This window comes from Paenibacillus abyssi, assembly GCF_014640295.1.
In the GTDB taxonomy this organism is placed as follows: domain Bacteria; phylum Bacillota; class Bacilli; order Paenibacillales; family Paenibacillaceae; genus Paenibacillus_D; species Paenibacillus_D abyssi.
Genome location: NZ_BMGR01000006.1, coordinates 246,444 through 268,304 on the forward strand (window position 1 = coordinate 246,444; position 21,861 = coordinate 268,304).

Genomic DNA, 21,861 nt, shown 5'->3' on the forward strand with positions numbered 1-21,861 from the left:
GATGATTAAGAGACAGCCTGCTGCGACAAACGCACGAGCATATGCGCCAGCATATGGCGTTCTTCCTCTTTGCCGACCTTCCACAGCTCCTGCAGCAGCTTCTCTTCCCGGTTTCTGGGCTCCTCATGCTCCGCCAAGTAATTCGCCGCCTTCTCAGCAGCCTTAGCGAGCTGTTCTTCGCCTAATCCCAGCTTCTTGGCCATCTCAATTCGCTTGCCGAGATATTGGGTGAACAGATCGAAGTTTTCTAAAATTTCATCCTTTTGCTCGCTGCCCATCCGGTTCAACGTATCTTCAACTTTTCCGATCTCGGCTTCTTTGTCCTTGTGAATTACATGATTGTGTTCTGACATATGAATGCCTCCTTATCGTAATAAAATGTTGACAACCCCTAATTACCCCCGAAAAAAAAGGATGAATCAACCACAGCAGCTCGTGTTAAAAATGACGGCGGGCCCATTCATCGGTATAATAGTGAAATCAGCAGAACAGTAAGAACAAGCTCATCAGAAAGGAATAGATGTATGATACGATTTGGCGTCATCGGAACGAATTGGATTACCGAGGCATTTATCGAAGCTGCCCGGCAGCTTGCAGATTTTCAGCTTACCGCGGTTTATTCCCGCACGGAGGAAAAGGCAAATGAATTTGCCGCCAAACACGGCATAACACACATTTTCACCGATTTGGAGGCGATGGCATCAAGCGACCAGATCGATGCCGTATATATCGCCAGTCCGAACTCCTACCATGCAGCGCAAGCAATTATGTACATGAATCACGGGAAGCATGTTCTGTGCGAGAAACCACTGGCATCGAATGCACGCGAAGTACAAGCCATGATTAAGGCAGCCAACAGCAATAACGTGGTATTGATGGAGGCATTAAAATCGACATTGCTGCCTAACTTCATATCTATTCAGCAGCATCTGCACAAAATAGGGCCTGTCCGCCGTTATTTCGCGAGCTACTGCCAATATTCTTCACGTTACGACGCTTATAAGCAAGGGACGATCCTAAACGCCTTTAATCCGGTCTACTCTAATGGCGCTCTGATGGATCTGGGCATCTACTGCCTCTACCCAATGATTGGATTGTTCGGCAAGCCGGACACTGTGCAAGCCAATGCGGTTATGCTTGACTCCGGCGTTGATGGAGAAGGCAGTATCCTGTTGAAATATGAAGGCATGGATGCGGTCGTTATGTACTCCAAAATCACCAATTCCTATGTCCCCTCCGAAATTCAGGGAGAGAACGGAAGCATCATCATGAATAAAATCAGCGAACCGGACAAGGTGGAAATCCGCTACCGCGACGGCAGCGTAGAAGATATCTCACAGCCGCAAAATAACAGCACGATGTTTTACGAGGCCGAGGAATTCATCAACCTGATCAAGAGCGGAAAGCTCGAGTCGGTGAATAACGCTCATGCCAACTCCATCGCCGTAATGGAGGTTATGGATCAGGCAAGACGGCAAACAGGGCTTATTTACCCGGCGGATACAGCCATGACAAGCGACAGCTAAGCAAGCTGTGCCGACTGCAGCCGCCCTATTGCAAGACAGCAGCAAGGGACTTCCCAGGCGTTTCACGCCGATGGGCAGTCCCTTGCTGTTTTTATACAAAGCGAAGTGAGATTCAACCGCGGATGTCACTCTTGCGGAGGCGCTCAAAAAAGTAACGAAGCGCGATCCTCGCGCAAAATAACGAAAAGAACATGAACAGCATCGCCCAAACGAATGCCGGTATGCCTGTGGCTTGCTGTAGGCCGAATGCATCCCCTGCCTCCTGCGTCCTCGCAACGGAGAGAATCATCAGCCAAATTGGCCCCAGTACAGACTCTTCCAACGTGATAAAGGCGAGCAGCAGATAATAGATGCTTCTAATCATCCTGCCAAGCAGGTAGGCTATACCGTTTAATAGGACAAACCCGATAAGCCACCGCACACCGAATCCTTCGTGCACAAAAAAGATAAGCATCAGCAGCCCCATCAGCGAGATCAGGCACAGCCCCAGCTTTTCGTTACGCTTGGCATACAGATAGAACATCAGGACAGCAAACAAGGAAGCCGTAACGTAACCCATCAGCGTAACCGCGACTACGCTCCAGGAAGAACTGATTAATGAATAGGTAACCCCGCTATGATCCGCATTCAATTCAATCCGCAGTACACGGCCGGATGACAGCAAAGTCATGATTGCATGGCCGAATTCATGAATCATCGTGTCCAAGGTACGAAAAAAGGTTGAGAACGGCAGCAGCCGTGTCAGAAATCCCGTGGCAATAAGCAAAACAACCGTAATAAACCACTTGTTTATTTCCTTCATGAAACCCTTCCTTTCCGTTCCGCTTGCATTCATATTAATCGTAACGCACGACCCCGGTCTGGCGAATGTTAAAGGAATTCCTCGTTTTATGTTGAATTGTAACAATAACTGTCGTCAATTCATAGATAGCGAGGTAGTCTTACATGAGTTGCATGAAAAAGCTGAAGTTTGCAATGATTATGTTTATGGCCATTCTATTAACCCTTAGTACAATTCCGGCATCACCCGCCGCGGCCGCCAAAGCGGCAAGCGGTTACATCGTTAGCCCCAAGCAAGTCTACACGTACGATATCATGGTTCGTGATTTACAAGCACTGTCGGAGCGGTACCCGGGCTTGATTGCCACCGGCTCCATTGGCACAAGCGAATACGGCAGAGAGCTATGGCATATCGATGTAGGCAAAGGCCCGGCAATTATTCTGCTTAACGGCTCGCATCATGCAAGAGAATGGATAACGACAATCCTGCTGATGACGATGGCCGACCGGTACGCGCTTGCTTATGTGCAAAATGCGAAATGGGGCGCTTATTCCGTTAGGGACCTGCTTGATCAGGTCACCTTCCGTTTTGTGCCGATGGTGAATCCTGACGGCGTGACATTGCAGCAGAAGGGGCTGGCTGCGTTTCCCAAGGCGGAACGCGCCAAGCTGCTGAAAATGAACGGTGGGAGCGCCAATTTTAAAAGGTGGAAAGCCAACGCGAAGGGCATTGACCTCAACCGCCAGTATCCTGTGGATTGGGAAGGCATTCGCAACCCCGCTCCCGGCCCAAGTTATATGAACTACAAGGGCGCCAAACCAATGCAGGCCAAGGAAACGCAGGCGATGATAGAATTTACGCGCAGCAGCGGGGCGGAGCTTGCGGTCGCTTATCACTCGTCGGGTGAAATTCTGTACTGGAACTATAAAACCCCGGCGGAGCATCTCTCCCGTGACCGTAAAATAGCAAACCAATACGCATCGATGACAGGCTACAGATTAGTGAAGCCTTCAGCCAATCCTTCCGGCGGCGGATTCACGGACTGGTTCATCTCTCAATTCGGAAGGCCGGGACTGACGCCAGAGCTGGCCCGCGCCGCCGGTGGAACTAACGTACCGCTCTCGGAATGGGAGCGCATATGGAAACAGCACCGCAATACCGGCTGGATGCTTGCGGCAGAAGCTGCCGAATTGTGGCTGAATCGACAGCAGGCCGTTAAAGTGAACGAATCCGTTCGCTTAACGGCAGATGAACGTTCTTATCAATGGCCGAACCTGAAATCCCGTAAGCTGGAGCTCCTATACAAAGGCCGCTATACAGCGCTCAGAGAAAAAGGCGGCTGGCTGGAGATCGCAACAGCGAACGGTATACGCTGGATCCCATCAAGAATGGCGTTAAAAGGCGAATATCAACAGCCGGCATCTCTCTACGTTGCGCCGGGACCTGAAACGGAAATGTTCGACTCGCCCTTATCGCCGCAGCCTGCCTCGCTGCAGTTAGCCGATCAAACGGTACAGGTGCTGGAAAGCTGGAGAGAATGGTTTATGATTAAAACGTCGAAAGGCGTTTTGTGGATCAGGCAGGAGGAAGCCACGCAAGCAAAAACGGCCGACGCCGGCAGCGTCCCACATCCAGATTAAATAAGCAGACCGTCAGGGATCCCCTGACGGTCTGGAGCTTGTCGATAAACCCGAATGATGAGAATTAGAACTTCATCATATGAAGGAGTTTATCGACAAGCTCGGTCTATTTTATGCCATTAACTGCAAGCAGCTGCCAAAGAGCGGGACGAATGATGCCCGAACTCACGTAATGCTCCGCGGAACAGCAGCTCCAAAGCTTCGGATTGCTCCAGATCCGCCGGGGTCGTAAGCGAAGCGCACTTCGGAACCAAGCTCGCCCCGCTTTGTTCGAATACCGTTGCCACAAACTCGGAGCAGAAGAAAGCATTCTCCCGGTTCACTTTAATATTCAGCATAATTCCGATTACACCAAGCAGATTGTATTTGTACCGATGGGATTCTTGTTCAAACTTCTTGACACAGGCGTGTATTTTCCGGTAATTTGATTCGCTTACGCTGCAGCTGTACACAGCGCACAGCGCATCCTTAAACAGCTCTCCGCGCAGGTCCTCCTTCACAAAGCCGCCGATGAACGGATTGCCCGGGCTTTTCCTGCCGAAGCTGTATACCTCGCTTAGCTGAGGATCGAACGCGATTGAAGCATGATTAAGCGGCGCTTTGGTGTAGAGCCTGATCATTCGCGTGAACAAGGTCCCCGTATCGGATAATAAAATATAAATTTTTTTCTCCTTCATCACATGTCCCCACCTGCAACTTAAATGATTGACGCTCCTTATTATCATAGTTGCTGTAAAGATGCGGAAAATCAGTCTTTTGGCGGGAATTGACCTGGACCGGAGTCTAGTTGTGGTAAATTAGGATATCTATTCCATATCATCCTTCAGCAATGTTATAGCACGCCATTTTTGCGGATCCTCCTGCACAATCTTCTCCCGCAGCCGCTGTGTAAGCCGGTAGGAAGTCCGGCCGCTTAGCATGCCGTTAATCTGCAATTTTTCTTCTCGCTGAAACCGCTCAACCGCGGCTGCAGTCGCTTCATCATAGATCCCTTTGGCCTCGCCTGCATAAAAACCGAGTGCCGCCAGCATCTGCTGCGCTGTCTTAACCTCTTGACCGAATTCGCCTATCGCGAGCTCCGTCTCCAAGGGAAGGGCTGGGAGAAATGCATACTCAGGCATCTCCACCTCAATGGTCGGTTCGATCCCTTCATTTTGAATCCAACCGCCGTCCGGCGTGCGCCACTGGGCTTCCGTAAGCTTGAGAACGGATTGATCGCGGAACTGTTGAAAAGTCTGTACAATTCCCTTGCCAAACGATTTGACGCCAACCACCTCGGCACCTGCAGAGTATTTCAGCGCAGATGCAAGCACTTCTGCCGAGCTCGCGCTGCTTTCATTAATCAATACGACAACTGGGATTTCCCAAGGTTCCTTTTGTTTCGAACGGTGCGTAATTTCCCGTTTATCATCTTTATATACGACTTGCACAATGACCTTATTATTCGGTACCAGCCTGCTCGCAATGTCAATCGCCGGACTCAGCAGACCACCGGGGTTCATACGAAGATCGAGCACAAGCCCCTTCATTCCCTGTTTTAGTAATGCATCGGCCGCGCGGTTAAATTCCTCAGCAGTGCTCTCTGCAAACCGGCTGATCTGAATCGTTCCGATTCCCCCTTCCAGCAGTTCCGACGATACAGTAGTGACCGGAACGGAAGCGCGCTTCAGCGTGATATCAAATGGCTCCGGCAAGCCTGCCCTTACGATCGTCAAGGTTACCTCCGTGCCTTCCTTGCCCCGCGTAAGTTTGATAAGATCGGGCAGCGTCTTGCCTTTAAGCGATTTTCCATCCACCGCGGCAATCACATCATCCGGCTGGAAGCCGGCTTGCTCCGCCGGCGCCCCCTTAATGGCAGAACTAATGACGAATTCGCCATTCTCTACGCGGAGCTCCACACCAATACCGACAAAATGATCCTCATACCGCTGCAAGTAATCCGCTCCCTGCTCCTTCGTATAATAAACGGAATAAGGATCTTTTAACGAGGAGACGAGTCCTTGTGCCGCACCATGGATGAGTTCATCCGGATCCGCACCGCTGAGGTAGTCACTTAATACTTCTTTGTAGGAACGGTCCAAATTGTCGAAAGCCGGCTCCTGAAGCATCGGGTATCTGTTCATCATCCACCAGCGTCCGCCTGCGAAGCCGCCTAATCCGGCTATAATAGCCACAGCAATGATAATGACAATGATCCGCTGCTGGCGTGTTTTCGAGTGTGATGTATACATGATAATCGCTCCGTTCTATACGCTGATTGACATTATCACTTTATCTTATTCGTAATGCCGCTTCAAGCCACACTTGTACAGCACTCTTTTTTTCGATACAATCAATCCTAGTATTCCAGAAGGGGACGAGAAAAATGAACTACAAGCTGATTGCGATTGATGTAGACGATACACTGCTTAACGACGAAATCAAAGTGACGGAAGCTACAAAAGCGGTGCTCGCAGCAGCAGTGGCCCAAGGGGTAACGGTTACGTTGGCAACCGGACGGATGTTTCCCTCAGCGAAAAAAATCGCCATGCAGGTCGAGCTCAATGTCCCGATTATTACGTACCAAGGGGCACTAGTCAAAACGCTGCTCGATGAACAAGTGCTTTACGAACGCTACGTTCCGACCGATGCTGCCAAGACACTATATCATTTCTGTGAAGAGCATGGGCTCCATTTGCAGCTGTACGTCAATGATGTGCTGTATGCGAAAGAAGATAATGACAAGATTCGCGCGTATTCCAAGCTGTCCAACATTCCTTATACTGTTGAGCCGAATTATGAACAGCTGCTCGAGCAGCCCCAGACGAAAATGCTCATTATCGATGATCCGGCACTACTTGATCAAATGGCCGAAAAGCTGCAGCCGCTGATCGGTGATCGCGTGCATATCACCAAATCCAAACCTCACTATCTTGAATTTATGCACAAGGAAGGCACAAAAGGACATGCCGTGCAATTCTTGGCTGAGCATATCGGCTGTACGATGGATCAGGTCATCGCGATTGGCGATTCATGGAATGATCACGAAATGCTGGAGGTGGCCGGACTTGGCGTTGCAATGGGCAATGCAATCCCAGCATTGAAGGAAATCGCTGATTTTGTGACCCTCTCAAATAACGATGAAGGCGTGCGCCATGTAATCGAAAAATTCGTGCTACAGAAGGCCTAAGACAAGCAGTGACATTTTGGGGGTACCATCAGGTACCCCCTTCATAGTATAATAATGTGGTACCGTCTTTGTTACTGGCTTTTACGGATTGACAAGCAGAAACGGCTTACGCCGTCTTTGGGGGCGGAAGATCCGTTCGCGGTGAATGATAAGATATCCGGTTAAACCTATGTATCTTATCTTTTTAGAAAACGCTTACAATGGAGGTGCTCCTATGTTTTCTTACACCCTGACCGAACAGACGGAAATGAAACTGCTCGAACCGCAGCATTCAGAGGCGCTTTACCAGATGACAGAACGAAACCGGTTATTCCTGCAAAATTGGTTCAAATGGGTGCAGCATGTGCGCAGCGAATATGATACCCGATCCTTCATCGACGAATTATCCCGTCGGCAGCGCGCAGGCGAAAGTTATGGTTACGGTGTATTCTATGAAGGCCGATTGTGTGGAGTAGCAGAGCTGCGCGATGTCAATTCGCCGGATCGATGCGGCAGAATCGGATTCTGGTTATCGGCAGATGAGCATGGAAAAGGATTAATGACACATGCATGCGGCCATTTAACGGATTACGCTTTTGATCAGTGCGGGTTAAACCGGGTGGAGATCCATGCCTCTGCGGATAATAAGAAAGGCCGGCTCGTTCCTGAACGGCTCGGCTACACGCTCGAAGGCATCGCCCGCCAAGCCAAGAAATACGATAACCGCTTCATTGATCTCACCATTTACAGCGTGCTTGCTGAGGAATGGGCAGAGATGGACCGGATGTCAAGATACGTAGGATTTTAAATGAAGAGCTGCAGTATCGGAGTGAGTCGCTCATTCCGCCGCTGCAGCTCTATTTTACCATTGAAGCTTTATATTCCAGCCAACACCTGATACCAGATCCCGCGTTGCGAGTACAGCTTCTCACGAACCTCATCCCAGCCTCCGAGGTACTCGATGTCGAACAGTCCTGCGGGCTGGGCAAAGCGGCTCTTCACTTCGTCTGCCACCGCTTCATTAACCGGCCGGAATCCATACTCGGCAAATATCCGCTGAGCCTCGTCACCATGTAAAAATTCAACAAAAGCCTCAGCTACCGCTCTAGTGCCATGCTTATCCACGTTTTTATCGATAACCGCGGCTGGATTTTCGATTAGGATTGTATGCTTGGGTATTACGATATCATACATAACGCCCTGGTTGATTCTGGCCAGCAATTCATTCTCATACGTAACGATGACATCGCCCACCCCATATTCGAAAGCAGCCATCGAGGCGCGTCCGCTCTTGTCCAGCGATTGTACATTCTGGTGAATTTGTTCCAGGAAGCTCTTTGCGAATTCCGGATTCATAACCCCTTCGCGCTCCTCAGAGATCTTTAGGCCCGCACCGTAGATCGCGTTAATATCCCACTGCGCGCCGCCTGATGTCTTAGGATTCGGGTATAATACCTTTACGCCCGGCTTGGTCAGATCTTCCCAATCTTTAATATGAAGCGGATTTCCCTCACGGGTCCCCATCACAACAATCGACCGGGTGACCATTCCTTCTCCTGCAGCGGCCTTCCAATCATGGGTGATAAAACCGGCCTTTTCGATTTTTTCGACATCACCTTCCATCGCAAGCAGCGTCACATCCGCTTCAAACCCGCCGACGATGGCTCTGGCTTGCGTGCCGGAAGCTTCATACGATTCCTGGAACGTAACGGTCTGGCCCGTCTCGGCCTTCCATTGCGCCTGGAACATCGGCAGCAGCTCGGCAAACGCATCCCGAACAACGGAGTAAGCGCCAATAACGAGCGTAACATCGCCTTGCTGCTCCGTAATTGCGTCAGGCGGTGTATCGCTGCTGCTGCATCCAACAGCAAATAGGGCCACTAACAGCAAATACGTCAGGCACAGCAGAGCCCGGCCCTTGAGCCCTGCCTTGCGACCTTTGCGATCGGTGCGGTTGTTGATCTTCAAGGATGGTTCCATGGCTGAACACAACACTTTCTCTAATAATATTCGGTCTAAATATGAATCGGCATCGGATCCTCTTTCAATTTGTTCTCCATGATCCAGCTGTCATTGTCATTAAACAGATAAGCCCGATGAACAAGTACGCTTACCTCATCACCCGGCTGCAGCACTTCCTTCTCCAGGGAACGGTACGTAATCAATGTGGTATCGCCGACTGTGACCTCTACCATCCACTCGCTGCCGCGGAAGTGGATATGCTTCACGCGGCCCGGCTCGGTCGCCGAAGCGATGCGAAACTCACTGCGTTTGCCCACCTCGATATACTCCGGCCGGATCAATGCTTTCGTACCCGGCCACACCGATGCGTCCTCAAAGCCTTTGAGCTTCGAAACATCCTCCACAATTGTCGATTCGCCGATAAAGCTTGCCACGAATTGCGTTTGCGGATTTTTATAAATATCCCAAGGGCTTCCTTTTTGCTCCAAACGCCCTTTATTAATGATCATGATCTCGTCCGCGACCTCGATTGCCTCATCCTGGTCATGCGTGACGAAGATGGATGTTATGCCAAGGCGTTCAATCATATCCTTCAACCATGTGCGCAGCTCATGCCGGATTTTCGCGTCAATCGCGGCAAACGGCTCATCTAACAGCAGCAGCTGCGGCTCCGGCGCCAGCGCTCTTGCAAAGGCTACCCGCTGCCGCTGTCCGCCTGACAGCTGATGCGGGTAACGATGCTCAAATCCCTTAAGCCCCGTCAGCTCAACCAGCGACATGACACGCTCGCGGATTTGATCCTTCGATTGCTTCTTCACCTTTAAGCCAAATGCGATATTATCATATACGGTCATATGTTTGAACAGTGCATAGTTTTGAAAAACAAAGCCGATGCCGCGCTCCTGCGGCGGCAGCTCATTGACTTTCTTCCCATGGAACACGATGTCTCCCGAAGTCGGGGATTCCAACCCTGCCAGCATACGCAATATCGACGTTTTACCGCCGCCGCTTGGGCCAAGCAAACCGATCAGTCTACCTTTTTCGATGGTAAAGCTGACGTCCCTGACAGCATGAAAATCACCGAAATGTTTATTCAAATTGCTTACTTCAATATGCATGGCTCAATGCCCCTTTCGCTTTTTGGCCCATTCCATCAACAGCAGCAATCCGACCGACACGGCTGCCAGCACAAGCGCCACACTGTTGGCCGCCAGCACGTTAAAGTTCTCGACATCCTGATAGACGAGCGTTGTTGCCGTCTGTGTCTTATTCATAATATTGCCCGAAACGACAAGAACCGCTCCAAATTCCCCCATCGATCTGGCGACAGTTAACACGACACCGTAGATGACGCCCCAGCGAATCGAAGGCCAGGTCACTTTCCAGAACGTATACCAGGAGTACGCGCCTAGCGTCGACGCCGCTTCCTCCTGCTGTGTTCCAATCTCTTGCAGCACAGGCATCACTTCACGAACCATCAAAGGAAAGGTTACGAACAAGGTTGCCAGAATCATCCCTGGAAGTGCGTATACGACCTTAAAGCCGATATCCTCAAAGAAAACGCCCATAATCGTATTCGGACCCAGGATGAGCACGATCATCAAACCGCCGATAACCGGCGATACCGCAAACGGGAGATCCACCAAGCTGTTCAGCAGCTGCTTCAGCCGCTTCCCAAGCCACGTCGCACGCACAAGATATAAGGCAAGCATAACGCCGAAAATCGTATTAAGCAGTGTAACGCTAACGACAATAATCGTAGTCATCCATAGCGCATGCAGGGATTGCGGGCGAGTCAGCGCCTCTACAAACCCCTCCCAGCCCTCCGCCCAGGAACCGGAAAATATACGGATGAGCGGTATAATAAGCAGTACGATAAAGACTAAATAAGTAAGCGAAATCCACAGCTTTTTCATTTACCTGCCCTCCTTGACTGAATGACGTTAACCGTCCACAGAATCAAGAAGGAGAACGTAAGCAGCAGCACCGATACTGCGGCCGCTCCCTGCGGGTTACCGCTTTCTACCTCACCGAAAATGTACACCGAAGCGATCAGCGTTTTGCCTGGAATATTGCCGGCAACAAGCACAACGGCTCCGAATTCGGCGAGCCCCCGTGAAAATGCCAGCATCGCGCCGCTTAATATACCCGGCAGGATCGTTGGAAAGATTACCTGAAAGAAGGTTTTGGCTTTGGAAGCGCCGAGTGTATAAGCAGCCTCCTCTTCCGATTGATCCATTTCCTCAAGCAGCGGCTGTACCGCGCGAATAACAAACGGAAAGGTTACAAACAGCATCGCGATCACAATAGCCGGCTCATGGAATACAATTTCAAAACCGAGCCTTTCGGACAATTCTCCAATCCAGCTATTGGGTCCGAGCAGCAGCAGGATCATAAGCCCGCCAACCGCTGTCGGCAGCGCAAACGGCAAATCAACCAGGCTGTTCAAAAACCGGCGGCCGAAGAAGCGGTAGCGAATTAATACCCAAGCAATCATCGTACCGATAAATACATTAATTAATGTGGCAATGACCGCTAAACGAATCGTAAGCAGCACGGCCTTCCAGGCGAGCGGATCGCTTACACTGTACCAGAAGGGTTCCCACCCTAACGAGAATGAGTGCGTGTATACACCGATGATCGGCAGTACAATCAAAACGACAAAATACAGCATAATGGTGCTCCGGAATCCGAAACTCCACCAGCGGCTGCGAAACATCAAATTCACCGTGTCAAACCCCCTAGACCTTCGGCATGTCCGATCAACCTGCTTTAGATTATAATTTCGTAGTTCGTACAATTCCTATTAATTTACTTGGTATTATTACTTTAGCAGAATCTAACCCTTTCAGTCAATCCTCAAAATAAGAAAAAATAATGATTCCTATATAACTCCTTAATATATATGCAAAAAGGGCTCCCGCTGACTTTCATCCGGTGTAATTCGTTCTGAAAAAAGCAAAAACCCGGCAAACAGTGCCAGGTTTTAAAGCTTAAATATGATCGTCGTTTCACATTCTCGACGAACGGGTCTGCGGCGAGGCTTCTGCCACAACATAGCCTAAATACAGCGCAATGGCTCCAACAACAAAATGCAGGATATTCTCGGCAAGCGCGACATGCATCAGTCCGAAAAGGTCTTTAATGAAAAAGCCCAAAACCGCCATGGCCATAAACACGATTCCCAACGCTTGCGCAAAACGGTAGGCATACCCTTCATGCGAGGCTGCAAAAATTCCGAGCACACCAACAACCAAATGGATGATGTTGTGCGTTGTGTCGACATGAAAGATTCCAAACAGATGGTTATAAAAGAAGCCAAGCACACCGATAAGCAGAAATACGATACCGACCAAAGCCGCAAACCGTCTTGCCGCCATAGCGATTCCTCCCTGTTGGTCTGAAGTCGGGGGGCAGATGGCCGCCTCCCTATACAGAACCCTATGCATGTACAGGGGGAAAAATGCTATTCGCCTTCAATGAAATACAGCGTATCTCCAAGCATGATCTCAGCCTGGCCTTGCGTGAGGTCGGTTATCCATTCTACAAATAACGCCGCCTCAGGCTCCTCCGGCAAACAGGTAATCGTCACACGATCGGTAAACGCCGTATCGCCGATGCGGAGACCGCGCTGGTGAAACTCGTTCTCGAGCTTGCCGTACCACGTATAATCCACATCGACCAACACCTCGCGGTGCAGCACCTTTATGATCGGATCCGCCGCTTCGATAGCGGCGACTGCTCCGTCCGTATAGGCCCGGATCAGTCCGCCCGCTCCCAGCATGATGCCTCCAAAGTAGCGGGTGACGACGATCGCCACATTTTTGAGGTGCTGGTTCTTCATCACTTCAAGAATCGGTTTGCCGGCTGTGCCGCTCGGTTCGCCGTCATCGGACTGCTTCTGAATCTCATCGCGCTCACCCAGTATATAAGCCGAGCAGTTATGTGTAGCGTTCCAATGCAGCTTCTTGATTTCTTCGATAAAGGCAACGGCTTCTTCCTCTGACTGAACCGGCTTGCCATGGCCGATGAAACGCGATTTCTTAATGACAATTTCCTTATTCCCTTGTTCTCTTACTGTTTTATAACGTTCCAGCATCACACCCGGCTCCTTGCCGCCGTGTTATAACCGGGCTTCCAGCTCAGCCTTTTCCTTCTCGTAGCCTGGCTTGCCCAGCAGCGCGAACATGTTTTTCTTATACGCTTCAACGCCCGGTTGATCGAACGGATTCACACCCAGCAGATATCCGCTGATGCCGCATGCTTTTTCAAAGAAGTAGACCAAATATCCGAAGGTATAAGGGGTCATGTCGGCGATGTTAACGACAAGGTTAGGCACATTGCCGTCGGTATGCGCGAGCAGTGTACCCTCAAATGCTTTTTTGTTGACGAAATCCATGGTTTTGCCTGTAAGGAAATTAAGCCCGTCCAGATCATCGGCATCATGGCCAATCGTCAGGTGCTCGGACACTTCTTTCACTTGAATAACCGTTTCAAACAGGTTGCGCGTTCCCTCTTGGATGAATTGGCCCATCGAGTGAAGATCGGTGGAGAAGTCAACGGAAGCCGGATAGATGCCTTTGTTATCTTTTCCCTCGCTCTCCCCGTACAGCTGCTTCCACCATTCGGAAACAAAGTGCAGCGCCGGCTCATAATTCACGAGGATTTCGGTTTGTTTGCCTTTACGGTACAACGCGTTACGAACTGCGGCATATTGGTAGCTCTCGTTCTCCGCCAGATTCGGGTTGCTGTACTCCTTCGACGCATCAGCCGCGCCCTGCATGATCGCATCGATATCCACGCCTGCAGCTGCAATCGGCAGCAAGCCGACAGCTGTCAGCACGGAATAACGTCCGCCTACATCGTCAGGGATAATGAAGGACTCATAGCCTTCTTCGGTCGCCAGCGTTTTCAGCGCGCCCTTCGATTTATCCGTTGTTGCATAGATCCGTTTGCGTGCTTCTTCCTTGCCGTACTTCTTCTCCAGAGCTTCACGGAAAATGCGGAAGGCGATCGCAGGCTCTGTCGTCGTACCCGATTTGGAAATGACGTTGATCGACCAGTTTTTGCCTTCGAGCATTTGAAGCAGATGCGTCACGTAAGTGGAGCTGATGTTGTTGCCCGCAAAGAAAATTTGCGGTGTTTTGCGCTGGCCTTCAGGCAGCGCGTTATAGAAGGAGTGCGTCAGCATCTCAATGGCAGCGCGCGCGCCCAGGTATGATCCGCCAATACCGATTACGATCAGTACCTCGGAGTCGGATTTAATTTTTTCAGCAGCTTGCTTGATACGTGCAAACTCTTCCTTATCATAGTTCGTCGGCAGATCGATCCAGCCCAAAAAGTCCGAACCGGCACCTGTCCCGTTATGTAATTGTTCATGCGCCAGACGAACCGCGCCTGCCAGATAATCGACTTCGTGTTGCCCTACAAACGACAACGCTTTACTGTAATCAAACGATACGGCTTTACTCATGAAACCAACAACCTCCCTGATTTTCGATTGAGGATGGCGTATAAGGCACAACCTTCACTCATTGACACTAGGATTAGAATAATAGATTTCCTAATCAAACACAAGGAATGCCCTCTGTTGCTGGAACAATCCTTTCCAGACACTCCTCTGCTTACATTACATCTTCCCTTTTTCAGGAAAACCATGCATCGCGCAGTAAATAAGTTGCCGTGTTTGGAATCTTCCGTTTATGGTAGAATATAGGCACGTGTTGAATGAAGCTGCTTCACTAACTATGCCTTTACGGGAGGATTGGATCAACATGACAACGATTGGATTTATCGGCCTTGGTACCATGGGTGCGCCCATGGCGGCAAACTTACTTCGCAAAGGATATGCAGTGACCGTTTACAACCGCACGCCGGGCAAGACAGAAGAGCTGGTCAAGATGGGTGCCGATCTATCCGACTCCCCGATGGACGCTGCGAGAAACTCTGATATCATCATTACAATGATCAGCAACGATCAAGCGATTCGAGAAGTATATTACGGGACAAACGGCATCTTTCAAGGCCTTAAACCCGGACAGGCCATCATTGATTGCAGTACGATATCTCCCGATCTGGCAAGACATCTGGCGCTCGAAAGCGAGGCTAAATCGGTTCAATTTCTTGATGCCCCGGTCACGGGCAGCAAACCTGCTGCTGAAGACGGCACGCTCGTGTTCATGGTTGGAGGCAGCCTTGAAGCGGTCAAAGAGCATGAAGAATTGCTGCTGGCGATGGGACGCAAGGTGCTGCATATGGGCGGGAACGGCAGCGGTTCGATCGCCAAGCTTGCCCACAACACAGTTGTTGGCATTAATGCGGTCGGCCTGATCGAAGGCATGGCAATCGCCGCACGCGGCGGGATCGATGCCTCATCATTTCTGGAACTTGTGCAGTCCGGAGGGGCAGCCAGCAAGCAAGCCGATCTGAAGGGCCGGAAAATCATAGAGCACGAATTCAGCAACCAATTCTCACTTGCGTTGATGCTTAAAGATTTACGCCTGTCGTCCGTACTGACGGATAACATGAACGTGCCTACGCCAATGCTGGAGGCGGCGAAAAGCCAGTTCCAGATCGGAGATGCCATGGGCTACGGCAACTTGGATCTGTCAGCGCTCGCTTTATGTTATGAGCGTTGGATTGGCAGGCCGATTGCAGAGGCTTACCAAGGCGGCGCGGATGCGGCGGCGGCTGAGCGGACTAGCGAGTCCGCGAACACGCCGCCAATCGGTGCCGAGCGCAGGCGGAGCGCACGGCTGGCAATGGAGATACCACTGATGCTGTCCGTTTATCAGTGGGAGCAAGCCGGCTCCTTCTCCGGCCAGACGATCGAAGGGAAGCTGCTGGATCTATCCGATAGCGGATTGCAGATCTCATCTTCGATCCGGCTTGAGAAAGACATGTTTGTCGTCATTCACTTCCTGCAGGAGGCCGGCCTGCCGCCAATTACAGCGCGGATCATCCGTATCGAGCAGCAGGATGATATCTTCCACTACGGCTGCATGCTTACAGGTCTGTCTCCGTATCAGCGTCTGCAGCTTGAACAGTATATACACAGCAAGTTAGATTAATTCGCAATACAAAAGGCCGTCCCCAGCAGCTTCATGCTGTATAAGGACGGCTTTTTCATGTTATCTGTAATACCTGGTATTACTCACTGATGTAAGAGCAGCAGTAGTCGGTTGTTACCGATACTTGCAGCTTGAACTTGGTGTTGGCCGGAACGATAAATTCGCCTTCGCCTTGGATGTGAAGCCACTCGGTCTCACCCGGCAGCAGAACTTTCAGATCGCCGGCAACAATTTCCATGATTTCCTTTACATCCGTGCCAAATTCATATTCGCCCGGAAGCATGATACCGAGCGTTTTTTTCGTGCCGTCTGCAAATAATACCGTGCGGCTGGTTACTTTACCGTCAAAATAGACATTCGCTTTCTTGACGATCGATACATTGTCGAATTGGGACATGATTCCTGCAATCTCCTTTAACTATACAATAGCCGCTTCGAATTACAGCAGCGCTTTAACTTTGCTTACTACGTTCTCTACCGTGAAGCCATACTCTTTGATTACACGGTCGCCAGGAGCGGAAGCGCCGAAGGTATTGATACCGAGAACAGCGCCTTGATCGCCCACATAACGCTCCCAACCGAACGGGGAAGCCATTTCTACAGCAAGACGGGCTTTTACATCCGGAAGCAATACGGAATCTTTGTATTCCTTGGATTGCTTCTCGAACAGGTCCCAGCTCGGCATGCTGATCACGCGGACTTGAATGCCTTCTTCAGCCAGCGCTTTTTGTGCAGCGACTGCCAATTGGACTTCAGAGCCTGTTGCGATGATCTGCGCTTGCGGCTTGCCGTTAGCAGCATCAGCAACAACATAAGCACCGCGTTTGATGCCTTCACGGGCATTTTCAGCTGTTCCTTGAAGCACAGGCAGGTTCTGACGCGTCAGTACCAGCGCAACAGGATTAGCCGTATTCTCAACAGCGTATGCCCAAGCTGCGGAAGTCTCGTTTGCATCCGCCGGACGCAGAACCGTCAGATCCGGGATGATGCGGATCGAAGCCAATTGCTCGATCGGCTCATGCGTAGGACCGTCTTCCCCAACCGCAATGCTGTCATGGGTAAACACATAAACAACTGGCAGCTTTTGAATCGCAGCAAGACGAACTGCCGGACGCAGGTAGTCGGTGAATACGAAGAACGTACCGCCGTATACTTTCAGGCCCCCGTGCAGCATAATTCCGTTCATTGCAGCAGCCATTCCGAATTCACGAACGCCGAAATAAATGTTACGGCCATCGTAGTTGTCTGCTGTATAGACCGGAAGACCTTTCAGATGCGTCATCGTGGAGCTTTCCAGGTCGGCGGAGCCGCCTACGAGATTCGGAACGTTTTTGGCTAAGCCGTTCAATGCGTTACCTGAAGCGACACGGGTCGAGAGCGCTTTGTCTTCTGGCGAATAGACCGGCAAATCGCGATCCCAGCCTTCTGGCAGCTCACCATTGAGAGCCGTTTCGAACCTCGCAGCCAGCTCCGGATAAGCTTTCTTATACTCAGCGACCAACGCATCCCACTTGGCGTTTGCTTGCTCGCCTTGTTTCTTCACTTCTGCAAAGTGCGCACGCACTTCATCCGGTACGAAGAAATCTTCTTCAGCACTCCAACCGTAAGCTTGCTTAGTCAGTTTCGTTTCTTCCGCACCCAGAGGAGAACCGTGCGGGCCGGCATGTCCGCCTTTACCGCCTTTGTTCGGGCTGCCGTAACCGATCACCGTTTTCACTTCGATCAGGGTTGGCTTGCTCAGCTCCGCTTGCGCTTCAGCTACCGCTTTGGAGAGGGCATCCAAGTCGTTGCCGTCTTCAACGCGAAGCACTTGCCATCCGTATGCTTCAAACCGTTTTTGTACATTTTCAGAGAATGAAAGGCTCAATTCGCCATCCAGCGAAATATCGTTGGAATCATACAGCACAACCAGTTTACCCAGTTTGTAGTGTCCTGCGAGCGATGCAGCTTCGCTGGAGATCCCTTCGCTCAGATCGCCGTCTCCACAGATGGAATAAGTGAAGTGGTCAATGACATTGAAGCCTTCTTTATTATATGTAGCGGCAAGCTGCGCTTCCGCCATCGCCATACCAACGGCCATTGCGACCCCTTGTCCCAAAGGACCTGTTGTTGCATCAACACCTGCTGTATGCCCGAACTCCGGATGGCCCGGCGTCAGGGAACCCCATTGGCGGAAATTTTTCAGCTCTTCCATCGGCAGATCATATCCGGACAGGTGAAGCAAGCTGTACAACAGCATCGAACCGTGCCCTGCGGACAATACGAACCGGTCGCGGTTGATCCAAGTCGGATTGGATGGATTATGATTCATGTTTTTGGCAAACAATTGATACCCCATTGGAGCTGCGCCCATAGGCATGCCGGGGTGACCGGATTTCGCTTTTTCGATTGCATCGATTGCAAGCGTCCGGATTGTATCGATCGAAAGCTGATCGATGGACTTTTGTGTAACTGTCATTTTCTTTACTTCCTCCCATACCTTTTCTGATCTAACTTTGTTAATTATCTCTCTCTATCCTTCTTTAGCGCGAGTTCTCGGCGCAATGGCTTTGAAATATTGTACCATTTGCGATCAAGCTTTTCCACAGAAAATGTATTACGATGCTTGCTGGAACAAATTGCGCCGTACTTCGTATATATAATATGCCGACAAAATGTTCCAAATGTTTACCTTTGATCGAAAAAAACTGTAAAATAGAAGCAGCTATAGAACTTCGGTACGAAGGACAAGCCTATACCGAAAAGAGGTGAAGCTTCCTTATGACAAAAAAATCTTTTTTTTACGCTACCTTCATCATGTCCATTGCGTTTTTGTTTCACGCATTTCACTCCCCTTCCACTGCCCATGCCGGTTTTTTTGACCGAGTGAAGGACATTTATACCGCTCCGGAAAAGCTCGACGAGGTTCGCGAAGAGTATAACAATCTTTTAAATTCGATCGAGCAGCAGCAAGCCGAGCTCAATGCAACCCGCCAGGAGGCCATCGACAGCGCCATGCGCTTTGAGGAGGAGCAGCGCAAGTGGATCGAGCAGAATGAAGCCTATCGCCAGCAGAACCAAATGCTGGCCGCTCGCAATCAGGAACTGACGCAGCGCTTGGCAAACCTGGAAACAGAACAACAGAATAGAAAGGCTCTCATTCATAAAGTCATTCTTATTACATCTTCTATTATCGGACTCATTCTGATCTACTTCATTTCCATGCGCCTGCTTAGAATTACAATCTGGCGGCGGGAAAAACGCGCGCTATAACAGCTTCGCAAATTAACCTTAACTAGCATATAGGAGGGACAGCGATTGCAGTTTAGCGGAGGCAATGAGCAAACACAGAACGGACATGTCCTCATCTCTTTGACAGAAGAGGACAGGCTTCACATTTTGCATCCAGGACAGATTATAGCCTACAAAGGCAATCCTTCAGGCCGGGAAGACAGGTTCATGGACCTGGCCGGCATGTACCGCAAACGAAGATGGATTCGCTCCAAAATCTCCGGTCCCTCTGAGCTTCTGTTGGGTCTTCCCCCAGGATGCCGGCTGCACGTCGTGCCGATCGAAGCCGAGAGCAGCCTGCTCTATGATTTTCGCAACGTCTTGTTTTTCTCCGATGGCATGACGATGAAGAACCGGCTGCAATCGATCAAAAACGCGGTCATTACCCAGGAGTGGGTACGCATAAAATTTTCGGGACCCGGCCAGCTTGGCATCATTTCCACCGGCTTTATGGAGACGTTGACCCTTCATCCGGAAACGCCGTTATATGTCGACGCAGGTGCGCTTATCGCCTACCCTGAGGATGCATCGTTGAAAATAAGCGTCTACGGCAATTCTCTGGCCAGCCAGCATATGAAGGTGCAGTGGGAGATTAAAGGCAATGGGCCCGTTCTCATCCAAACCGGCTCCTCCGATCCCCAGCTGGAGAGGCAAATGCGCCAGGATAGCCTGATTCGCAGGACTTTGCGGGAAGTGCTCCCGTTCGGCGGCGTATTCATCAAATAAACCGACCAGGCCTATCATGGCTTGGTCGGTTTATTTCGATTAGGCGTGCGGATAGGACGATTGAATCGGCTGATACATATGCAGGTAAGTTTTCGCTGTATGATCATGCATTGTCGGCACTTGATACGTGCCTTGATTGTTCATGAGAACAAACAGCTCATAAGCTTGATTAGCGCAGCTGACCGCACCGTCCATCAGCATCTGCCGCACATTCGGATCGGCGCATTCCAGCGCTGCTTGCATCTGATTTTTCGCTCCATTCTTGTGGCAGCTTAACGCATACGAAGCAATCTGGTCATCGGTGAATGAACCATTCATCTGCATCTGCATCTGCACCTGCTGCATCATCGGCTGATGAAGGCCGTATTGAATTTGCTGCGGCCGCAGCTGTGGAGCGCTGTAGGGCTGCATTCCCCCGAATGCGGCGGAATAATCATGCGTGTAGGATACTAACTGGTTGTATGAAGCAATCATGCTTTGCAATTGGTGCTCGATCACCGACTTCAACTGGGGATTGCGGCACATGCCCGCATAAAAAGAAAATTGCTCAATCGCATTTTTCTTCTCTGTTAAAATCTCATGAACCTCTAACGTCTCATGTGCGCCGAATGGCATACGGACCACTCCCTGCTCTTGGATTTTTTTTCATTTATACGATCTCCAGATCGCCCGATTCTATTCGTATTTATGAGTAAACGCCGGGAAAAAGAAAACCCGCCATTTGAATTGGCGGGTTTCATTGTTGATTAATTAAATACAACGGTTTTGTTCTGGTGCACGAGCACTCTGTCTTCGATATGCCATTTCACCGCACGGGCAAGCACAACCCGTTCAATCGTACGTCCAATCCGTTTCAGATCTTCCACATTGTCACGATGGCTGACCCGCTGAACGTCCTGTTCGATGATCGGACCGCCGTCCAGCTCCTCCGTCACATAATGGGCTGTTGCGCCGATAATCTTCACACCGCGCTTGTAGGCCTGTGCATATGGCTTGCCGCCGACGAAGGCTGGTAAGAATGAATGATGGATATTAATAATCCGATTCGGGTACTGCTCGATAAACTTCGGTGGAATGATCTGCATATAACGGGCAAGCACAATCAGATCGGCTTTGTCCGAAACGATCTCCAGATGTTTTTTCTCCACTTCAGCCTTCGTATCCGGTGTAACCGGAATGTGATGGTATGGGATACCGAACGATTCGACAAGGGCCCGCATATCATCATGATTGCTGACGACCATTGCGATTTCCGCGTCCAGGTCCCCTGCCTGCCACTGCCACAGCAGCTCCAGCAAACAGTGATCTTCCTTGGATACGAAGATCGCCAGCCTTTTCTTCCGGCTGGCCCGGAAAGTATGCCACTTCATATCAAAGCGGTCCGCCACTCTAGCGAAGTCTTCCTGCAGGACAGGAAGCTCCTTGTCCAGATCTGCGAGATCAAACTCAAAGCGGATAAAGAACATGCCGCCTTCCGGATCCATCGTATATTGGTCCGATTGCACGATATTCGCGCCATGCTCGTACAAAAAGTGCGATACCGCAGCGACAATTCCCGGACGGTCCGGGCAAGAAATCAGCATGCGTGCACGGTTTTTCTTCTCCGATTGCCCGGATTGTTGAGGTTGATAAGAATTAGATTGCATGTAATGATAACTTCCTTCCATTCTCGTTTTGCGACGGGGGTCCATTCCATTCGCGCATTCGTTCGATGAATTCTCTACACGAACCCTTGCCC

At 50.4% G+C, this 21,861-nt stretch carries 21 protein-coding genes and 2 pseudogenes; 8 read left to right on the forward strand and 15 right to left on the reverse strand.

Translation table 11 applies throughout. The features are described 5' to 3' along the window. Nucleotides 1–5: 5 nt before the first annotated feature. Nucleotides 6–353 (reverse strand): DUF3243 domain-containing protein, encoded by a 348-nt coding sequence (locus tag IEW11_RS10990; RefSeq protein WP_188531119.1) that lies wholly within the window; start codon nt 351–353, stop codon nt 6–8. Between the two features lie 171 nt (nt 354–524). Here IEW11_RS10990 and IEW11_RS10995 point away from each other — a divergent pair, with 171 nt between their 5' ends. Next, complete coding sequence (locus IEW11_RS10995) at nt 525–1,526, forward strand: Gfo/Idh/MocA family protein (protein WP_188531120.1); 1,002 nt, start codon at nt 525–527, stop codon at nt 1,524–1,526. Nucleotides 1,527–1,638: 112 nt separating this feature from the next. Here IEW11_RS10995 and IEW11_RS11000 read toward each other — a convergent pair whose 3' ends face one another. Then, on the reverse strand, nt 1,639–2,328 hold the full coding sequence (locus tag IEW11_RS11000; RefSeq protein WP_229725164.1) for a M50 family metallopeptidase: 690 nt from the start codon (nt 2,326–2,328) through the stop codon (nt 1,639–1,641). A gap of 143 nt (nt 2,329–2,471) precedes the next feature. Between IEW11_RS11000 and IEW11_RS11005 the strand changes: the two genes are divergently transcribed. Further along, nucleotides 2,472–3,947 carry a M14 family metallopeptidase gene (locus IEW11_RS11005; RefSeq protein WP_229725166.1) on the forward strand — a complete coding sequence of 492 codons (1,476 nt, stop codon included), beginning with the start codon at nt 2,472–2,474 and terminating at the stop codon, nt 3,945–3,947. 119 nt (nt 3,948–4,066) lie between these two features. Here the strand turns inward: IEW11_RS11005 and IEW11_RS11010 are convergent, their stop codons facing one another. Both IEW11_RS11010 and IEW11_RS11015 read right to left on the reverse strand, forming a co-directional pair. Continuing rightward, nucleotides 4,067–4,624 (reverse strand): hypothetical protein, encoded by a 558-nt coding sequence (locus IEW11_RS11010; protein WP_188531121.1) that lies wholly within the window; start codon nt 4,622–4,624, stop codon nt 4,067–4,069. Between the two features lie 129 nt (nt 4,625–4,753). Beyond that, nucleotides 4,754–6,178 (reverse strand): S41 family peptidase, encoded by a 1,425-nt coding sequence (locus IEW11_RS11015; RefSeq protein ID WP_188531122.1) that lies wholly within the window; start codon nt 6,176–6,178, stop codon nt 4,754–4,756. A 134-nt stretch (nt 6,179–6,312) separates the two neighbouring features. On the opposite strand from IEW11_RS11015, the gene IEW11_RS11020 reads away from it, so the two are divergent. Both IEW11_RS11020 and IEW11_RS11025 read left to right on the forward strand, forming a co-directional pair. Beyond that, complete coding sequence (locus IEW11_RS11020) at nt 6,313–7,116, forward strand: Cof-type HAD-IIB family hydrolase (protein WP_188531123.1); 804 nt, start codon at nt 6,313–6,315, stop codon at nt 7,114–7,116. Nucleotides 7,117–7,330: 214 nt separating this feature from the next. Beyond that, entirely contained in the window at nt 7,331–7,903 is a 573-nt protein-coding gene (locus tag IEW11_RS11025; RefSeq protein ID WP_188531124.1) for a GNAT family N-acetyltransferase, read from the forward strand. A 68-nt stretch (nt 7,904–7,971) separates the two neighbouring features. On the opposite strand, the gene IEW11_RS11030 is transcribed toward IEW11_RS11025, so the two are convergent. The 7 genes from IEW11_RS11030 to IEW11_RS11060 form a co-directional block, all read right to left on the reverse strand. Beyond that, nucleotides 7,972–9,075, reverse strand: a complete 1,104-nt coding sequence (locus IEW11_RS11030; RefSeq protein ID WP_188531125.1) for a sulfate ABC transporter substrate-binding protein — start codon at nt 9,073–9,075, stop codon at nt 7,972–7,974. Nucleotides 9,076–9,110: 35 nt separating this feature from the next. Next, entirely contained in the window at nt 9,111–10,175 is a 1,065-nt protein-coding gene (locus IEW11_RS11035; protein WP_188531126.1) for a sulfate/molybdate ABC transporter ATP-binding protein, read from the reverse strand. Between the two features lie 3 nt (nt 10,176–10,178). Further along, nucleotides 10,179–10,973 carry a sulfate ABC transporter permease gene (locus IEW11_RS11040; protein ID WP_188531127.1) on the reverse strand — a complete coding sequence of 265 codons (795 nt, stop codon included), beginning with the start codon at nt 10,971–10,973 and terminating at the stop codon, nt 10,179–10,181. Continuing rightward, nucleotides 10,970–11,776 (reverse strand): sulfate ABC transporter permease subunit CysT, encoded by an 807-nt coding sequence (gene cysT / locus IEW11_RS11045; RefSeq protein ID WP_188531188.1) that lies wholly within the window; start codon nt 11,774–11,776, stop codon nt 10,970–10,972. The genes IEW11_RS11040 and cysT overlap by 4 nt, the downstream gene beginning before the upstream one ends. Before the next feature lie 292 nt (nt 11,777–12,068). Next, entirely contained in the window at nt 12,069–12,437 is a 369-nt protein-coding gene (locus IEW11_RS11050) for a DUF4383 domain-containing protein (protein ID WP_188531128.1), read from the reverse strand. 86 nt (nt 12,438–12,523) lie between these two features. Beyond that, a complete protein-coding gene (locus IEW11_RS11055) occupies nt 12,524–13,156 on the reverse strand; it encodes a YigZ family protein (protein ID WP_188531129.1) in 633 nt (210 codons plus the stop codon). A gap of 24 nt (nt 13,157–13,180) precedes the next feature. Next, on the reverse strand, nt 13,181–14,530 hold the full coding sequence (locus tag IEW11_RS11060) for a glucose-6-phosphate isomerase (protein ID WP_188531130.1): 1,350 nt from the start codon (nt 14,528–14,530) through the stop codon (nt 13,181–13,183). A 301-nt stretch (nt 14,531–14,831) separates the two neighbouring features. On the opposite strand from IEW11_RS11060, the pseudogene IEW11_RS11065 reads away from it, so the two are divergent. Then, a pseudogene (locus IEW11_RS11065) lies at nt 14,832–15,710 on the forward strand (NAD(P)-dependent oxidoreductase); the annotation flags it as partial. A 93-nt stretch (nt 15,711–15,803) separates the two neighbouring features. Beyond that, nucleotides 15,804–16,127 (forward strand): annotated as a pseudogene (locus IEW11_RS24890) (PilZ domain-containing protein); the annotation flags it as partial. Between the two features lie 79 nt (nt 16,128–16,206). On the opposite strand, the gene ppnP reads toward IEW11_RS24890, so the two are convergent. Both ppnP and tkt read right to left on the reverse strand, forming a co-directional pair. Beyond that, entirely contained in the window at nt 16,207–16,524 is a 318-nt protein-coding gene (gene ppnP / locus IEW11_RS11070) for a pyrimidine/purine nucleoside phosphorylase (protein ID WP_188531132.1), read from the reverse strand. A gap of 42 nt (nt 16,525–16,566) precedes the next feature. Continuing rightward, the gene (gene tkt / locus IEW11_RS11075; protein WP_188531133.1) at nt 16,567–18,585 is read right to left on the reverse strand and encodes a transketolase; all 2,019 of its coding nucleotides are present in this window, start codon (nt 18,583–18,585) and stop codon (nt 16,567–16,569) included. Between the two features lie 302 nt (nt 18,586–18,887). Between tkt and IEW11_RS11080 the strand changes: the two genes are divergently transcribed. Next, nucleotides 18,888–19,379, forward strand: coding sequence for an SH3 domain-containing protein (locus IEW11_RS11080; RefSeq protein WP_188531134.1), 492 nt, complete (start codon nt 18,888–18,890; stop codon nt 19,377–19,379). A 45-nt stretch (nt 19,380–19,424) separates the two neighbouring features. Continuing rightward, nucleotides 19,425–20,123 (forward strand): AIM24 family protein, encoded by a 699-nt coding sequence (locus IEW11_RS11085; RefSeq protein ID WP_188531135.1) that lies wholly within the window; start codon nt 19,425–19,427, stop codon nt 20,121–20,123. Nucleotides 20,124–20,162: 39 nt separating this feature from the next. Here IEW11_RS11085 and IEW11_RS11090 read toward each other — a convergent pair whose 3' ends face one another. Both IEW11_RS11090 and purU read right to left on the reverse strand, forming a co-directional pair. Continuing rightward, a complete protein-coding gene (locus IEW11_RS11090) occupies nt 20,163–20,738 on the reverse strand; it encodes a spore coat protein (protein ID WP_188531136.1) in 576 nt (191 codons plus the stop codon). Nucleotides 20,739–20,869: 131 nt separating this feature from the next. Continuing rightward, complete coding sequence (gene purU / locus IEW11_RS11095; RefSeq protein ID WP_188531137.1) at nt 20,870–21,769, reverse strand: formyltetrahydrofolate deformylase; 900 nt, start codon at nt 21,767–21,769, stop codon at nt 20,870–20,872. Nucleotides 21,770–21,861 lie beyond the last annotated feature (92 nt).

Excerpts from the sequence above, each read along its gene's own strand:
- IEW11_RS11020 (WP_188531123.1), top strand. The coding sequence starts at position 6,313 with ATGAACTACAAGCTGATTGCGATTGATGTAGACGATACACTGCTTAAC.
- IEW11_RS11005 (WP_229725166.1), top strand. The coding sequence starts at position 2,472 with ATGAGTTGCATGAAAAAGCTGAAGTTTGCAATGATTATGTTTATGGCC.
- IEW11_RS11035 (WP_188531126.1), bottom strand. The coding sequence starts at position 10,175 with ATGCATATTGAAGTAAGCAATTTGAATAAACATTTCGGTGATTTTCAT.
- purU (WP_188531137.1), bottom strand. The coding sequence starts at position 21,769 with ATGCAATCTAATTCTTATCAACCTCAACAATCCGGGCAATCGGAGAAG.
- cysT (WP_188531188.1), bottom strand. The coding sequence starts at position 11,776 with ATGTTTCGCAGCCGCTGGTGGAGTTTCGGATTCCGGAGCACCATTATG.
- tkt (WP_188531133.1), bottom strand. The coding sequence starts at position 18,585 with ATGACAGTTACACAAAAGTCCATCGATCAGCTTTCGATCGATACAATC.
- IEW11_RS11060 (WP_188531130.1), bottom strand. The coding sequence starts at position 14,530 with ATGAGTAAAGCCGTATCGTTTGATTACAGTAAAGCGTTGTCGTTTGTA.
- IEW11_RS11040 (WP_188531127.1), bottom strand. The coding sequence starts at position 10,973 with ATGAAAAAGCTGTGGATTTCGCTTACTTATTTAGTCTTTATCGTACTG.
- IEW11_RS11000 (WP_229725164.1), bottom strand. The coding sequence starts at position 2,328 with ATGAAGGAAATAAACAAGTGGTTTATTACGGTTGTTTTGCTTATTGCC.
- IEW11_RS10990 (WP_188531119.1), bottom strand. The coding sequence starts at position 353 with ATGTCAGAACACAATCATGTAATTCACAAGGACAAAGAAGCCGAGATC.
- IEW11_RS11030 (WP_188531125.1), bottom strand. The coding sequence starts at position 9,075 with ATGGAACCATCCTTGAAGATCAACAACCGCACCGATCGCAAAGGTCGC.
- IEW11_RS11015 (WP_188531122.1), bottom strand. The coding sequence starts at position 6,178 with ATGTATACATCACACTCGAAAACACGCCAGCAGCGGATCATTGTCATT.
- IEW11_RS11050 (WP_188531128.1), bottom strand. The coding sequence starts at position 12,437 with ATGGCGGCAAGACGGTTTGCGGCTTTGGTCGGTATCGTATTTCTGCTT.
- IEW11_RS11080 (WP_188531134.1), top strand. The coding sequence starts at position 18,888 with ATGACAAAAAAATCTTTTTTTTACGCTACCTTCATCATGTCCATTGCG.
- IEW11_RS10995 (WP_188531120.1), top strand. The coding sequence starts at position 525 with ATGATACGATTTGGCGTCATCGGAACGAATTGGATTACCGAGGCATTT.
- IEW11_RS11055 (WP_188531129.1), bottom strand. The coding sequence starts at position 13,156 with ATGCTGGAACGTTATAAAACAGTAAGAGAACAAGGGAATAAGGAAATT.
- ppnP (WP_188531132.1), bottom strand. The coding sequence starts at position 16,524 with ATGTCCCAATTCGACAATGTATCGATCGTCAAGAAAGCGAATGTCTAT.
- IEW11_RS11090 (WP_188531136.1), bottom strand. The coding sequence starts at position 20,738 with ATGCCATTCGGCGCACATGAGACGTTAGAGGTTCATGAGATTTTAACA.
- IEW11_RS11010 (WP_188531121.1), bottom strand. The coding sequence starts at position 4,624 with ATGAAGGAGAAAAAAATTTATATTTTATTATCCGATACGGGGACCTTG.
- IEW11_RS11025 (WP_188531124.1), top strand. The coding sequence starts at position 7,331 with ATGTTTTCTTACACCCTGACCGAACAGACGGAAATGAAACTGCTCGAA.